Raw genomic sequence first — 12,612 nt, 5'->3', positions numbered from 1 at the left:
CATGACCGTATCGCCCTTCGACCATCCGCTGCTCTCCGCTCTTCTCGGCGACGAGGAGGCGCGCCGGCATTTTTCTGTCGAAGCCGAAATCGAGGCGGCGCTGGCATTCGAAAGCGCGCTGGCGCAAGCGCAGGCCGAAAACGGCATCATCGCCAAGGATGCGGCGGCAGCGATCGTCTCGGGCCTGTCCTCGTTCCGGCCGGACACCGCCTTGCTGCGGGTCGCGGTTGCCAGGGACGGGATCATGGTGCCGGAACTCGTGCGCCAGATCAGGATGGCGGTCGGCGAGCCGCATGGCCAGAAAGTGCATTTCGGCGCGACCAGCCAGGATGTCATCGACACTGGCCTGATGCTTCGGCTGAAATCCGTCGTCGAGCATCTCGGCCTGCTGCTGACCGAGACCATCATACGGCTCACTTCGCTCGATGAGCGCTTCGGGGGCAGGGCGCTGGCCGGGGTGACGCGCATGCAACCTGCGATCCCGATCAAAGTGGCGGATCGCGTACGTGCGTGGCGGGCGCCGCTGCAACGGCACCAGGAAAGTTTGCCGAAACAGTCGAGGTGCCTGCTGGTCGTGCAGTTCGGCGGTGCCGCCGGTACGCTCGAAAAGCTCGGCGACAAGGGGCTGGCGGTGCGCGCGGCCCTTGCCGCCAGGCTCGGCCTTGCCGATGCGCCGCAATGGCAGAGCCAGCGCGATGCGCTCGCCGATTTCAGCGGCTGGCTGTCACTGGTGACCGGCAGCCTCGGCAAGTTCGGCCAGGATATCGCCCTGATGGCGCTGGGCGGAACCGAAATCGAACTCTCGGGCGGCGGCGGTTCGTCGGCCATGCCGCACAAGCAGAACCCGGTGAAGGCGGAGGCCCTGGTGGCGCTTGCCCGCTTCAACGCCACGCAGCTTTCCGGCATGCATCAGGCGCTCGTGCATGAGCAGGAGCGCTCCGGCGCCGCATGGACGCTGGAGTGGCTGTTGCTGCCGCAGATGGCTGTCGCCACCGCCGCGTCGCTGCGCCTTGCCGCCGAGCTGGCCGGGCAGATCGAAAGTCTCGGGCACTGATGCGCACTCAGGTCGTCATCGTCGGCTCCGGACCGTCCGGCCTGCTGCTCGGACAATTGCTCCACGGCATAGGCGTCGAGACGGTCATTCTGGAACGCGCCAGCCGCGATCACGTGCTTGGCCGCGTGCGCGCCGGCGTGCTCGAACAGGGTACGGTCGAGTTGCTGGAAGAGGCCGGCGCTGCCACCAGGCTGCATGCCGAGGGGCTTCCCCATTCGGGCATCTCACTTGCCTTCGATGACCGTTTGCATCGCATCGATCTGGCAGCGCTGACCGGCGGCAGGCATGTCACCGTCTATGGCCAGACCGAAGTGACGCATGATCTGATGGACAAGCGCGATGCGGCGGGACTGACCACGGTCTACGAGGCGGCAAACGTCACACTGCACGATTTCAACGGCGAGGCGCCTTTCGCCACCTATGACAAGGAGGGCATCAGCCATCGCATCGACTGCGACTTCATCGCCGGCTGCGACGGCTATCACGGCGTCAGCCGCAAATCGGTGCCCGAGGGCGCACTAAAAACCTTCGAGCGGCAGTATCCGTTCGGCTGGCTCGGCGTGCTGGCCGAAGTGCCGCCGGCCGATCATGAACTGGTCTACGCCAATCATGAGAGGGGTTTTGCGCTGTGCTCGATGCGCTCGCCGCACCGCAGCCGCTACTATGTGCAGTGTCCCGAGGGCGACCGCGTCGAGGCATGGTCGGACGACCGTTTCTGGGACGAGTTGCGCCGCCGCTTGCCGGAACGGACAGCGGCAAGTGTCGTCACCGGGCCATCCTTCGAGAAGTCGATCGCGCCGCTGCGCTCGTTCGTTGCCGAGCCGATGCGTTTCGGCCGGCTTTTCCTGGTCGGCGACGCCGCCCACATCGTGCCGCCGACAGGGGCCAAGGGCCTCAACCTTGCCGCCAGCGACGTGCGGTATCTCTTTGCTGGCTTGCGCGACTTCTATGCCGAGAAATCGCAAGCCGGCATCGATGCCTATTCGCAAAAGGCGCTGGCGCGGGTCTGGAAGGCGGTGCGCTTTTCCTGGTGGATGACGACGATGTTGCACCGCTTTCCCGACACTGGCGAATTCGGCCAACGCATCCAGGAGGCCGAACTCGACTATCTCGTGCATTCCAAGGCGGCATCGACGGCGCTTGCCGAGAACTATGTCGGCTTGCCTTACTGACGGGCGGCAAACGCTACGCGGGTCTATCGACCCAGGAGATTGCGTTCGACGGTTCTCAGATGCGCCAGCATCGCGTTTTTCGCGCCTTCCGGATCGCGGTGAAACAGGCAATCCAGGATCGCCTGGTGCTCGTCGCAGTAGGCCTGGCGACGTTCCTCCGAGAACGAGCGCTTCTTCATTTCGAACCAGGGCGACTGGTTGCGAATGGCGCGCATGAGATTGTGGATTTCTTTCAGGAAGTCATTGCGGCAGCATGCGAACACGCGGTGATGGAATTCGGCGTCCCAATGCTCGAAATCCGGCATGTCCTTGGCGTCGCATGCGGTCTGGTGCGCTTCGCGAACCGCGTTCAGTTCGGTCGCGCTGGCATTGGTCGCGGCAAAGGCCGCCGCCGCCGGTTCGAGCAGCTGCCTGATCTCCATCATGTCGGCGGGGCTGGTGCCCTCCATCCGCGTGACCATCGATGTGATCGACGTCGGGTTGGTCGCGGTCAGGAAGGTGCCCCGCCCGACATGCCGGACCACAGTTCCGTCGTTCTCAAGGAAGCCGACGGCACGGCGCACGGTATTGCGCGCGACGCCGAATTCGACCGCGAGGTCGCGCTCGGGCGGCATGCGGCCGTCCTCGAGCCATTCGCCGGAGGAAATCCGCTTCTTGAGCATTGTGGCGATATCGTTGGCGACGAGCTTCGGCATTCGGTGAGAACTTTTATCTGATCCAATGTTGAACCATTATTATCAAGCGATTGCCGGTTGGTCCAGTGTTTGAGCAAAAAACAGGCCCAGATGCGCATGTTTTGTTGAATTGTGAGCCGAAACCCTCTTGAAGCGTGAACCAATCGGCGATAGCGTGTAGTGAAAGAGCCAGTATTGGTTCATAAAAGGTTCAGGGAGGAATCGAATGCGGGTCGCGACATTTTCGATCGCCGGCGAACGTCGCGTGGGTATCGTCGATCTCGATGCCCAGACCATCGCTCCTTTCGATTTTGCCGTCGATCAGGCCAAGGCCGGCATTCTGGCATTGATCGAGCGCAACGGCGCTGGGGTGCCGCGCACCCTGTCACCGATCCCGCTGGCGCAGGTGGAAATCGAGGCGCCGATCCCGCAGCCGCGCCGCAACATCTTCTGCGTCGGCAAGAACTATCACGAGCACGCGCACGAGTTTGCTCGCAGCGGCTTCGATTCCAGCGCCGGCGCCGGCGCGATCCCAAAACATCCGATTATCTTTTCCAAGGTGCCTGAATCGGTCGTCGCCAACCATGCCAGCGTGCTGATCGATTCCTCGGTCTCGACGGCCATCGACTACGAGGCGGAGCTTGCCGTCATCATCGGCAAGGGCGGGCGCGGCATCTCCAGGGAAAACGCACTCGACCACGTCTGGGGCTACACGATCGTCAACGATGTCACCGCCCGCGACCTGCAAGGCAAATACAGCCAGTGGCTGATCGGCAAGTCGCAGGACACGTTCTGTCCGATGGGCCCCTGGGCGGTGACGAAGGATGAGTTGGATCTGGCGACGGCCGGCATCCGCTGTTTCGTCAATGAGGATCTGCGCCAGGATTCACGCATATCGCTGCTCATCTTCGACATCCCGACCATCATCGCGACGCTCTCGCAAGGCATCACGCTGAAGCCCGGCGACATCATCGCCACCGGCACGCCGGTCGGCGTTGGCATCGGCTTTGATCCGCCGAAATATCTCAAGGCCGGTGACGTCGTGCGCATCGAGATCGACGGCATCGGCACGCTGGAAAACCGCTTCGCGGAGTATGCGCAATGACGACCGTGACGGTTGGCCAGGTCGTTGCTGAAGTTGTCGGCGAGGGTGCGGCCGTGGTGATGATCCACGGTCTTGGCGGCACATCCAACATGTTCCAGCCGCAGATGGCGGCACTTTCCAGCTATCGCGTCATCCGGCTCGACCTGCCGGGCTCCGGCCGCTCGCCGCGCCCGATCGAGCCGCTGACCATCGAATTGATGAGCGAGGCGGTGATCCGCGCCATGGCCGGCATGGGCGTCACTACGGCGCATTTCGTCGGCCATTCGATGGGCACTATCATCTGCCAGCAGATTGCCGCGACGCAGCCCTCGCTGGTTGCGTCGCTGGCGCTGTTCGGCGCGCTGGCGGAACCGGCGGAAGCGACCAGGCAAGGACTTGCCAATCGCGCCCGGCTGGCGCGCTCGGGCGGCATTGCCGATATCGCCGACCAGATCGTCGCCAATGCGATCTCGGCGCACACCAGGGAAACCTCGCCCGCCGCCGTCGCCTTCGTGCGTGAATCGATCACCCGCCAGGATCCGGAATCCTATGCCCGCACCTGTGAGGCGCTGGCCAAGGCGACCGCGGTCGACGCGCGGCGGATTTCCGCGCCGACCTTGCTTGTCACCGGCGACGCCGACACGGTCAATCCGGCTGGTGTCGGGCAGGCGCTTGCCGACAAGATCAAGGGAGCCATATTCTCGTCTCTGGATCGGTGCGGGCACTGGGCCACGGTGGAAAGCCCGCGCGAGAGCAACCAGAAGCTCGCCGATTTTTTGAGACGGGTTGATAGGTGAGGAATTCTGATCGGGCGTAGAACTACGCGCTCGGCAAGTTGGGAGGCTTGTGATGGCAGACGACAGCTGGAACGGGAACGGCTCGAGCAGCACGCTGTTCACCAATGTGCGCGTGCTCGAGGCGACAGGTGAATATCCATATACCGGTGAGGTGCTGGTGCAGGGAAACCGCATCAAGCAGATCACCAAGGGCTCGTCGCGCTTCGGCTCGTCCTCTTCATCTTCCTACAGTGGTGGCGCAACCGTCATCGACGGCATGGGCGCGACGCTGATGCCCGGCATGATCGACGCGCATCTGCATCTGTCGTGGAACAACGCACCCGGCATCGACCCCATCCAGATGATGGAGATCGAGGAGCACATGCTGGTCACCATGGAGATGGCCAAGCTAGTGCTCGACGCCGGCTTCACCGCCGGCCGGGGGGCGGCGGCCGCCAAGCCGCGTCTCGACGTCGTCGCCAAGAAGTTCATCAACCAGGGGCGGTTTCCGGGACCGCGCTACCTGGCCGCCGGTCCGGAAATCACCACGGTCGGCGGTCTCGGCGATTCCGCGCCTTCGCACATTCCGCATGAAGGGCTGAACCTCGGCATCGTCGTTTCCGGCCCCGAGGAAATCCGCCGCACCGTGCGCCAGCTGATCAAATACGGCGTCGATTCCATCAAGCTTAACCTGTCGGGCGAGAGCATCACCGGCATGGGCGCCGAGGAAACACCGATGTCGGAGGAGGAGGTCGCGATGGCGGCTTCCGAGGCGCGCTGCCGCAACAAGGTGCTGTCGGCGCATGCGCGCTCGTCCGGTTCGGTCAAGCAGTGCATACGCCACGGCATCCAGAACATCTACCACGCCTCCTTCGCCGACGAGGAAGCGCTCGACATGCTCGAGGCGGTCAAGGACAAGCACTTCGTCGCGCCTGGCATCGCCTGGCTGATCAACACCGCGCGCCATGCCGAGCAATGGGGCATCAAGCCGGGTTCGCCGCTGTCGCTCGAATATGAGCGCGAGCTCGAAATGTGTATCGAGACGATGAAGAAGATGCACCGGCGCGGCATTCGCGTCTGCATCGGCGGCGACTACGGCTTTGCCTGGACGCCGCAAGGCACCAACGCCAAGGACATCCAGACCTTCGTCGAAATGCTCGGCTTCTCGCCGATGGAAGCCATCCAGGCCGGCACCAAATATGGCGGCCAGATCATGAACATGGGCGACGAACTCGGCCTGATCAAGGAAGGCTACCTCGCCGATATCCTGCTGATCGACGGCGATCCGATTTCCGACGTGCGCATCCTGCAGGACAAGAACCGCATCCTCGCCATCATGAAGGACGGCAAGTTCCACAAGGCGCCGCGCATGAACGAACAGCGTCGGCGGCTGACTGCATGAGCCTGCTCGACCAGCCATCCTCGCCGTCGCTTTCGGGCGGCGGCATGACACGCCGGCAGGCCTGGGGCCTCGTCGGCCTGCTTGCCGCCGCCGTCATCGCATGGCTGGTCTTTGCCGTCTGGCCGGATTGGCTGAACGCGATCCTGATCTCGAAGAAGGCGTTCGTCAGCGCCATCCTCAACGGCATCACGCTGGCCGGCCTGTATTTCCTGGTTGCGAGTGGCTTCACGCTGATCTTCGGCCTGATGCGCAACGTCAATCTGGCGCATGGCTCGCTCTATCTGCTCGGCGCTTATATCGGCTACGAGGTCACCAGCCGCACCGGCTACTGGCTGCTCGGCGTCGCTGCCGGCTTCGCCGTGCTGGCCATCGTCGGCGTCGTCATGCAGGTCTTCGTTTTCCGTCGCCTCGAAGGCGATGACCTGCGCCAGACCCTGGTCAGCATCGGCATCTCGATCGTCGCCGCCGACCTGATGCTGGCGGTCTGGGCGGGCGGCACCTATCAGATCGCGACACCGGAATGGCTCGACGGCGCCTTGACCTTGCCAATCATCACCGCGGTGCGCTCCAACGGCGCCTCGGTCTTCCTCACCTATCCGCTCTACCGCGTGGTCGTGCTGGCGGCGGCGATCGTCATCGGCGTCGGGCTTTGGCTGATGCTGCACCGGACCCGCGTCGGCATGATGATCCGTGCCGGCGTCGACGATCGTGCCATGCTGCAGGCTTCCGGCGTCAACGTGCACGCGGTGTTTGCCATCGTCTTTGCGGTTGGTGCCGGGCTCGCCGGCTTTGCCGGTGTCGTCGGCGGTTCGGCGCTGTCCGTCGCGCCCGGCGAGGATGTCCGCTACCTCCTGGCGTCGCTGGTCGTGGTCATCGTCGGCGGCATGGGCTCGATCACGGGTGCCGCCATCGGCGCGCTGCTGATCGGCCTCGCCGAACAGATCGGCCTCGTCTATTTCCCGACCTACGGTATCGTGCTGACCTTCGTCATCATGGTGGTGACGCTGGCGGTCCGGCCACAAGGCATCATGGGGAAAGCCCGATGAGCCTGGCCATCGCCACGAACGGCACGACACCGCGGCAGAACTGGCTGGAGAGGCTGGGCGCCGGCCACATCATCCTTGCCGTGGTGCTGGTGCTCTATCCGCTGGTGGCGTCGGATTTCTTCCTGACGCAGATCGGCGGCTACTCGCTGATCTTCGGCATGATGGGCCTGTCGCTGATGCTGCTCGCCGGCTATGGCGGCATGGTCAGCCTGGCGCAGATCACGGTCGCCGGCATCGCCGCTTATGCCATCGCCATCCTCGGCAACAACAATTCCAACATCCTCGGCTTCGGCTGGCCGTGGTGGCTCGCGGTGCCGTTCGCGGTTCTCGCGGCGGCACTGGCGTCGGCGCTGATCGGCTGGATCTCGGTGCGCACCGAGGGCATCTACACGATCATGATCACGTTGGCGATCGCCACCGCGACCTACTATTTCGCCCAGCAGAACTACGCCATCTTCAACGGCCATTCCGGCTATGCCGGCATCCGCGCCCCGGCCTTCTGGGGCATCAGCTGGCGTGACCCGAAGCCTTTCTATTATCTCTGCCTCGGCCTGGCGGTGCTGTCCTACGCGGCGGTGCTCTACGGCTCGCGCTCGACCTTCGGCATGACCTTGCAGGCGATCCGCGACAATCCGCGCCGCATGCGTGCGCTCGGCTACCACGTCACCGCGCACAAGGTCTTCGCCTGGCTGTTGGCCGGCGTCATCGCCGGATTGGCGGGCGTGCTGCTGGTCTGGTTCAACGGCCGTGTCTCGCCCGGCACCATCGGCGTCGATGCGGCGATCGATGTGCTGATCATCGCCGTCATCGGCGGCCTTCGCCATCCGATCGGGCCGTTTCTCGGCGCGGTCGTCGTTATCCTGATGCAGACCTTCGCCATCGACATCGTCGGCGCCGAGCGCTTCAACACGCTGATCGGGCTGGTGTTTCTGGTGATCGTTTTCGTCTCACCGGATGGAATTCTTGGGTTGTGGGGGAGGATCAAGCCACATCTTGCCCAGGAGTCCTTGCGTCCCGGCTCGTAGCGGCCGGGATGGAATGAACCACTGCAAAACGAAATCAACGGGAGGAAAGTCATGAGGATGCATAGACGTACATTGCTGGCCCTGGCGGTGTTCACCGGGCTGACCACGCCTTCGATGGCGCTGGCTGCCGACGACACTATCAAGATCGGCCTGCTCGCCACCTTCGAGGGACCGTTCACGGTGCTGGGCGAGGACGGCGAGCGCGGTGCGATGACCGCTGTCGCCGAGATGAACGGCACCGTCGCCGGCAAGAAGATCGAAATCGTCAAGGGCTCGTCCGACGCCTCGCCCGACAGCGCCGTGCGCGCCGCGCGCAAGCTGGTCGAGCAGGACGGCGTCAAGGTGCTGGTCGGTCCGCTTTCGGGCGACGAAGGCCTGGCCGTCAAGGACTACGCCAAGACGCAGCCAAGCGTGACCTTCATCAACGGCACCTCGGCCGCACAGGACACCACGCTGCGCGACCCGGCGGAAAACTTCTTCCGCTTCTCGACCGACGGCGCCCAGTGGATGGCCGGCCTCGGCACCTATGCCTTCAAGGACAAGGGCTACAAGAAGGTCGCCACCGTCGCCGAGGACTATTCCTTCCCCTACACGCAGGTGTTCGGCTTCATGGCCGAGTTCTGCAAGGCGGGCGGCCATGTGCCGTCGAAATCCTGGGTGCCGATCGGCAACAAGGACTTTTCTTCGGTCATCGCTGCTATTCCCGAAGACGTTGACGCGATCTACGTCGCGCTCGGCGGCGCTGATGCGGTCAATTTCCTGACCCAGTACCAGCAGGGCGGCGGTTCCGCACCACTGATCGGCGGCTCGATCACCGTCGACCAGACGGTGCTGACCTCGAAAGGCAAGCTGCGCGACGTGCTGAAGGGCACGCCCTCGGCCGGGCCGACCGCCGACACCAATGACGCGCCGGCATGGAAGGCCTTCGTCGAGGCCTACAAGAAGCAGCCGGGCGCCTTTCCCTCGCCGTCACTCTTCGCCCATGGCTACTATGTCGACATGAAGGCGACGCTGCTCGGTCTCGACCAGGTCGGCGGCGATGTCTCCGACGGCGGCAAGAAGCTGCGCGATGCGCTGTCGAAGCTGTCCTTCGACACGCCGACCGGCAAGGTGTCGCTCGACAAGAACCGCAACGCGATCGCCGACATCTTCCTGACCGAGGTCACCGAAGGCGCCGACGGCAATCTCATGAACAAGCTGGTCAAGGTGGTGCCGCAGGTCAACCAGACGCTCGGCATTCCCGAAGACGAGTTCATGAAGCTTGGCGCGGTCAACCGCGACAATCCGAGCTGCCCGTAACAGCGACATCGAGTGTAGCCGCCAGTGACCGAAAGCTTCGCAGCAAACCGTCTCCAGAGCACCGGCGCCTATGCGCTGGAGCTCGATGGCGTGGCGCGGCATTTCGGGGCGCTGGTGGCGCTCTCGGGCATCAATATGAGGATCGCGGCCGGCGAACGGCGCGCGGTCCTCGGCTCCAACGGCGCCGGCAAGACGACCCTGTTCAATGCCGTCACCGGCGACTTCCTGCCGACATCAGGGCGCATCCGCTTCTTCGGCGAGGACATCACCGACCTGCCGCCGCATGAACGCATCCGGCGCGGCCTGCGGCGTACCTATCAGATTTCGCAACTGTTCAAGGGCCTGTCGGTCCTCGACTCCATCTTTCTCGCCTGCCGGGGTGTCTCGCGCCGGCGGTTTTCGCTGCTGCGCCCGGCGGCCAGCGACGTCAACATGGTGCAGGCGGAATCGATCCTCAACGCCGTGCATCTCGAAGCCTATCGCGACACGCTGGTGGCAACGCTGAGCCACGGCCAGCAGCGCCAGCTGGAGATCGCGCTGGCGCTCGCCGGCGCGCCGCGCTTCATCCTGTTCGACGAGCCGGCGGCCGGCCTTTCGCCGGCCGAGCGCCGCGACCTCGTCGCCATTCTCAACGCGCTGCCGAAACACATCGGCTACATCATCATCGAGCACGATCTCGATGTCGCGCTGCGTGTGTCGGAATATGTCTCGATGATGCACAATGGCCGCCTGTTCAAGGAAGGCACGCCGCAGGAGATCGAGGCCGATCCCGAGGTCCAGGAGATCTATCTCGGGGGCAAGCATGGCTGAGCGCCAGACCTCCTCCGGCAAGCCAACCAAGGCCATCCTCCGCATAGACGACCTGCAGGTTTTCTATGGCGAAAGCCATGCGCTGCAAGGCGTTTCGCTGACCCTGGAAAGCGGCGTGCTGTCGGTGGTCGGCCGCAACGGCATGGGCAAGTCGACGCTCTGCAATACCATCGTCGGCCTGAAGCGCGCGCGCTCCGGGTCGATCCGCGTCGATGGCCGCGAGATTACCGCGCTCGAGCCGCACGAGATTCACCGTCTCGGCGTCGGCTATGTGCCGCAAGGGCGTCGCGTCTGGCCGAGCCTGACGGTCGATGAACATCTGCGCCTTGCCGCCGGCAACCGGCGCGATGCCAGCTGGACCGCCGAGCGCGTCTACCAGACCTTTCCGCGCCTGGCTGAACGCCGCACCAATGGCGGCTCGCAGCTGTCGGGCGGCGAACAGCAGATGCTGGCGATTTCGCGCGCGCTGCTCAGCGATCCGAAGCTGCTGGTCATGGACGAGCCGACCGAAGGCCTGGCGCCGATCATCGTCGACCAGGTCGAGCAGATGCTGGTCAACCTCGCCGCCGAGGGCGAGATGGCGGTGCTGGTCATCGAGCAGAATATCGGCGTGGCGACCGCGGTGTCGAACCAGGTCGCCATCATGGTCAATGGCCGCATCAACCGGCTGATGGATGCAAAGGCACTCGCCTCCGACCGCGAGTTGCAGCAGCGGCTGCTTGGCGTTGGACGCCATGCCGAGGAAGCGCCCGTCACGCCGGCGGAAGCCGCACAAGCAAAGGAACAACTGGCGGAAGTCTATCGCGTCGACCGCACCGCCGCCGGCTCGGCCGAACCGATGCCGCGCAATGGCGTCTATCGTCCGGTCACCGACCTGCCCAACCGCTGGAACGTGCCGGTCACGGAAATGCGGCAGGCGGCGGTCGACAAGGCAGCACCTCAGGACGATCTGAAGAAGGTCTTCGCCATCCCCTTCGCCGAGCGTATCGGCCGGACCGTGCTGGTCGCCGGCACCTTCGACACCAAGGGCAAGGAACTGCGCTTCGTCGCCGACCGGCTGAAGTCGCTCGGCATCCCGGTGCGCACCGTTGATCTCTCGACATCGGGAAAACCGACCAGCGCCGACGTGCCCGCCATGCAGGTGGCCGGCATGCACGCGCGGGGTTCGTCAGCCGTCTTCACCGATGATCGCGGCGGCTCGGTCAGTGCCATGGCGGAAGCCTTCGCGCGCTGGATCGAGCGCGAGCCGCGTATCGGCGGCGTCATATCGGCCGGTGGCTCCGGTGGCACCACGCTGGCAACGGCGGGCATGCGCGTGCTGCCTGTCGGCATACCCAAACTGATGGTGTCGACGGTGGCGGCCGGCGATGTCGCCAAATATGTCGGCGGCGCCGACATCATGATGTTCCATTCGGTCGCCGATGTGCAGGGGCTGAACTCGATCACCGAACAGGTGCTGTCCAACGCCGCGCACGCCATGGCCGGCATGGTCGCGCAACTGCCCAATGCCGAGGCGTGGGAGGCCAGGCGCAAACTGGCGCGGCCGGCTGTCGGCATCACCATGTTCGGCGTCACCACACCGGCGGTGCAGGCGGTGACCAGACGTCTCGAAGCCGACTATGACTGCCTTGTCTTCCATGCCACCGGCATCGGTGGACGGGCCATGGAAAATCTCGGCGACTCTCGCCTGCTGTCGGCCTTCCTCGACCTGACCACCACCGAAGTGGCCGACATGATCGTCGGCGGCGTCTTCCCGGCGACCGAGGATCGTTTCGGCGCGGCGATCCGCACCGGATTGCCTTATGTGGGCTCTACCGGCGCGCTCGACATGGTCAATTTCGGCCCGCGCGACAGCGTGCCGGAGAAATTCCGCAGCCGCAAATTCGTCATCCACAATCCGAACGTCACCCTGATGCGCACCACGCGCGACGAGAACCGCGCCTTCGGCGAATGGATCGGCGCGCGGCTCAACGCCATGAACGGCCCGGTGCGGTTCCTGCTGCCGGAAGGCGGCGTGTCGATGCTCGATGCGCCCGGTCAAGCCTTTCACGATCCGGAAGCCGACAACGCCCTGTTCGAGGCGATCGAGAAAACCGTTCGCCAGACCCCGTTGCGCCATGTCGAGCGGGTGCGGGCAAACATCAACGAAACGCCTTTCGTCGACGCGGCGATCAACGCGTTCCACGCGATTACGCCGAAGCTGCAGAGGCGGGCATGAAGAATTGGACTTCGCCACCGTGCGGGTGGATGTTTGAGAGTATCGCCGGTCG

11 protein-coding genes are annotated in these 12,612 nt (G+C 64.5%); 10 read left to right on the top strand and 1 reads right to left on the bottom strand.

Translation table 11 applies throughout. From position 1 onward, the window contains the following. Position 1: 1 nt before the first annotated feature. Both AC56QP_RS07855 and pobA read left to right on the top strand, forming a co-directional pair. Positions 2–1,054 carry a 3-carboxy-cis,cis-muconate cycloisomerase gene (locus AC56QP_RS07855; protein ID WP_489860224.1) on the top strand — a complete coding sequence of 351 codons (1,053 nt, stop codon included), beginning with the start codon at positions 2–4 and terminating at the stop codon, positions 1,052–1,054. Next, positions 1,054–2,226 (top strand): 4-hydroxybenzoate 3-monooxygenase, encoded by a 1,173-nt coding sequence (gene pobA, locus AC56QP_RS07850; RefSeq protein WP_489860225.1) that lies wholly within the window; start codon positions 1,054–1,056, stop codon positions 2,224–2,226. Before AC56QP_RS07855 ends, pobA begins: the two co-directional genes overlap by 1 nt. 23 nt (positions 2,227–2,249) lie before the next feature. Here the strand turns inward: pobA and AC56QP_RS07845 are convergent, their stop codons facing one another. Then, positions 2,250–2,921 carry a FadR/GntR family transcriptional regulator gene (locus AC56QP_RS07845; protein WP_256749967.1) on the bottom strand — a complete coding sequence of 224 codons (672 nt, stop codon included), beginning with the start codon at positions 2,919–2,921 and terminating at the stop codon, positions 2,250–2,252. A 205-nt stretch (positions 2,922–3,126) separates the two neighbouring features. On the opposite strand from AC56QP_RS07845, the gene AC56QP_RS07840 reads away from it, so the two are divergent. Genes AC56QP_RS07840 through AC56QP_RS07805 form a run of 8 tightly spaced genes read left to right on the top strand, consistent with a single transcriptional unit; the run spans position 3,127 to position 12,560 of the window. Further along, entirely contained in the window at positions 3,127–4,005 is an 879-nt protein-coding gene (locus AC56QP_RS07840) for a fumarylacetoacetate hydrolase family protein (RefSeq protein ID WP_489860226.1), read from the top strand. Then, positions 4,002–4,781 carry an alpha/beta fold hydrolase gene (locus AC56QP_RS07835; protein ID WP_489860227.1) on the top strand — a complete coding sequence of 260 codons (780 nt, stop codon included), beginning with the start codon at positions 4,002–4,004 and terminating at the stop codon, positions 4,779–4,781. The genes AC56QP_RS07840 and AC56QP_RS07835 overlap by 4 nt, the downstream gene beginning before the upstream one ends. 52 nt (positions 4,782–4,833) lie before the next feature. Further along, a complete protein-coding gene (locus AC56QP_RS07830; protein WP_489860228.1) occupies positions 4,834–6,162 on the top strand; it encodes a metal-dependent hydrolase family protein in 1,329 nt (442 codons plus the stop codon). Continuing rightward, positions 6,159–7,208, top strand: a complete 1,050-nt coding sequence (locus AC56QP_RS07825; protein WP_489860229.1) for a branched-chain amino acid ABC transporter permease — start codon at positions 6,159–6,161, stop codon at positions 7,206–7,208. Before AC56QP_RS07830 ends, AC56QP_RS07825 begins: the two co-directional genes overlap by 4 nt. Beyond that, positions 7,205–8,233: a branched-chain amino acid ABC transporter permease gene (locus tag AC56QP_RS07820; protein WP_489860230.1), complete on the top strand. Its 1,029-nt coding sequence runs from the start codon at positions 7,205–7,207 to the stop codon at positions 8,231–8,233. The genes AC56QP_RS07825 and AC56QP_RS07820 overlap by 4 nt, the downstream gene beginning before the upstream one ends. Positions 8,234–8,284: 51 nt before the next feature. Continuing rightward, complete coding sequence (locus AC56QP_RS07815; RefSeq protein WP_489860231.1) at positions 8,285–9,532, top strand: ABC transporter substrate-binding protein; 1,248 nt, start codon at positions 8,285–8,287, stop codon at positions 9,530–9,532. Between the two features lie 24 nt (positions 9,533–9,556). Then, complete coding sequence (locus AC56QP_RS07810) at positions 9,557–10,342, top strand: ABC transporter ATP-binding protein (protein ID WP_489860232.1); 786 nt, start codon at positions 9,557–9,559, stop codon at positions 10,340–10,342. Continuing rightward, on the top strand, positions 10,335–12,560 hold the full coding sequence (locus AC56QP_RS07805) for an ABC transporter permease (protein WP_489860233.1): 2,226 nt from the start codon (positions 10,335–10,337) through the stop codon (positions 12,558–12,560). Before AC56QP_RS07810 ends, AC56QP_RS07805 begins: the two co-directional genes overlap by 8 nt. Positions 12,561–12,612 lie beyond the last annotated feature (52 nt).

The organism is Mesorhizobium sp. RCAM 05104, from assembly GCF_059683645.1.
This window is presented reverse-complemented; position numbering and strand designations above follow the sequence as displayed.

Bases quoted from the DNA above. Each gene is read 5' to 3' on its own strand.
- pobA (WP_489860225.1), top strand. From the start codon at position 1,054: ATGCGCACTCAGGTCGTCATCGTCGGCTCCGGACCGTCCGGCCTGCTG.
- AC56QP_RS07830 (WP_489860228.1), top strand. From the start codon at position 4,834: ATGGCAGACGACAGCTGGAACGGGAACGGCTCGAGCAGCACGCTGTTC.
- AC56QP_RS07825 (WP_489860229.1), top strand. From the start codon at position 6,159: ATGAGCCTGCTCGACCAGCCATCCTCGCCGTCGCTTTCGGGCGGCGGC.
- AC56QP_RS07815 (WP_489860231.1), top strand. From the start codon at position 8,285: ATGAGGATGCATAGACGTACATTGCTGGCCCTGGCGGTGTTCACCGGG.
- AC56QP_RS07845 (WP_256749967.1), bottom strand. From the start codon at position 2,921: ATGCCGAAGCTCGTCGCCAACGATATCGCCACAATGCTCAAGAAGCGG.
- AC56QP_RS07820 (WP_489860230.1), top strand. From the start codon at position 7,205: ATGAGCCTGGCCATCGCCACGAACGGCACGACACCGCGGCAGAACTGG.
- AC56QP_RS07840 (WP_489860226.1), top strand. From the start codon at position 3,127: ATGCGGGTCGCGACATTTTCGATCGCCGGCGAACGTCGCGTGGGTATC.
- AC56QP_RS07805 (WP_489860233.1), top strand. From the start codon at position 10,335: ATGGCTGAGCGCCAGACCTCCTCCGGCAAGCCAACCAAGGCCATCCTC.
- AC56QP_RS07855 (WP_489860224.1), top strand. From the start codon at position 2: ATGACCGTATCGCCCTTCGACCATCCGCTGCTCTCCGCTCTTCTCGGC.
- AC56QP_RS07835 (WP_489860227.1), top strand. From the start codon at position 4,002: ATGACGACCGTGACGGTTGGCCAGGTCGTTGCTGAAGTTGTCGGCGAG.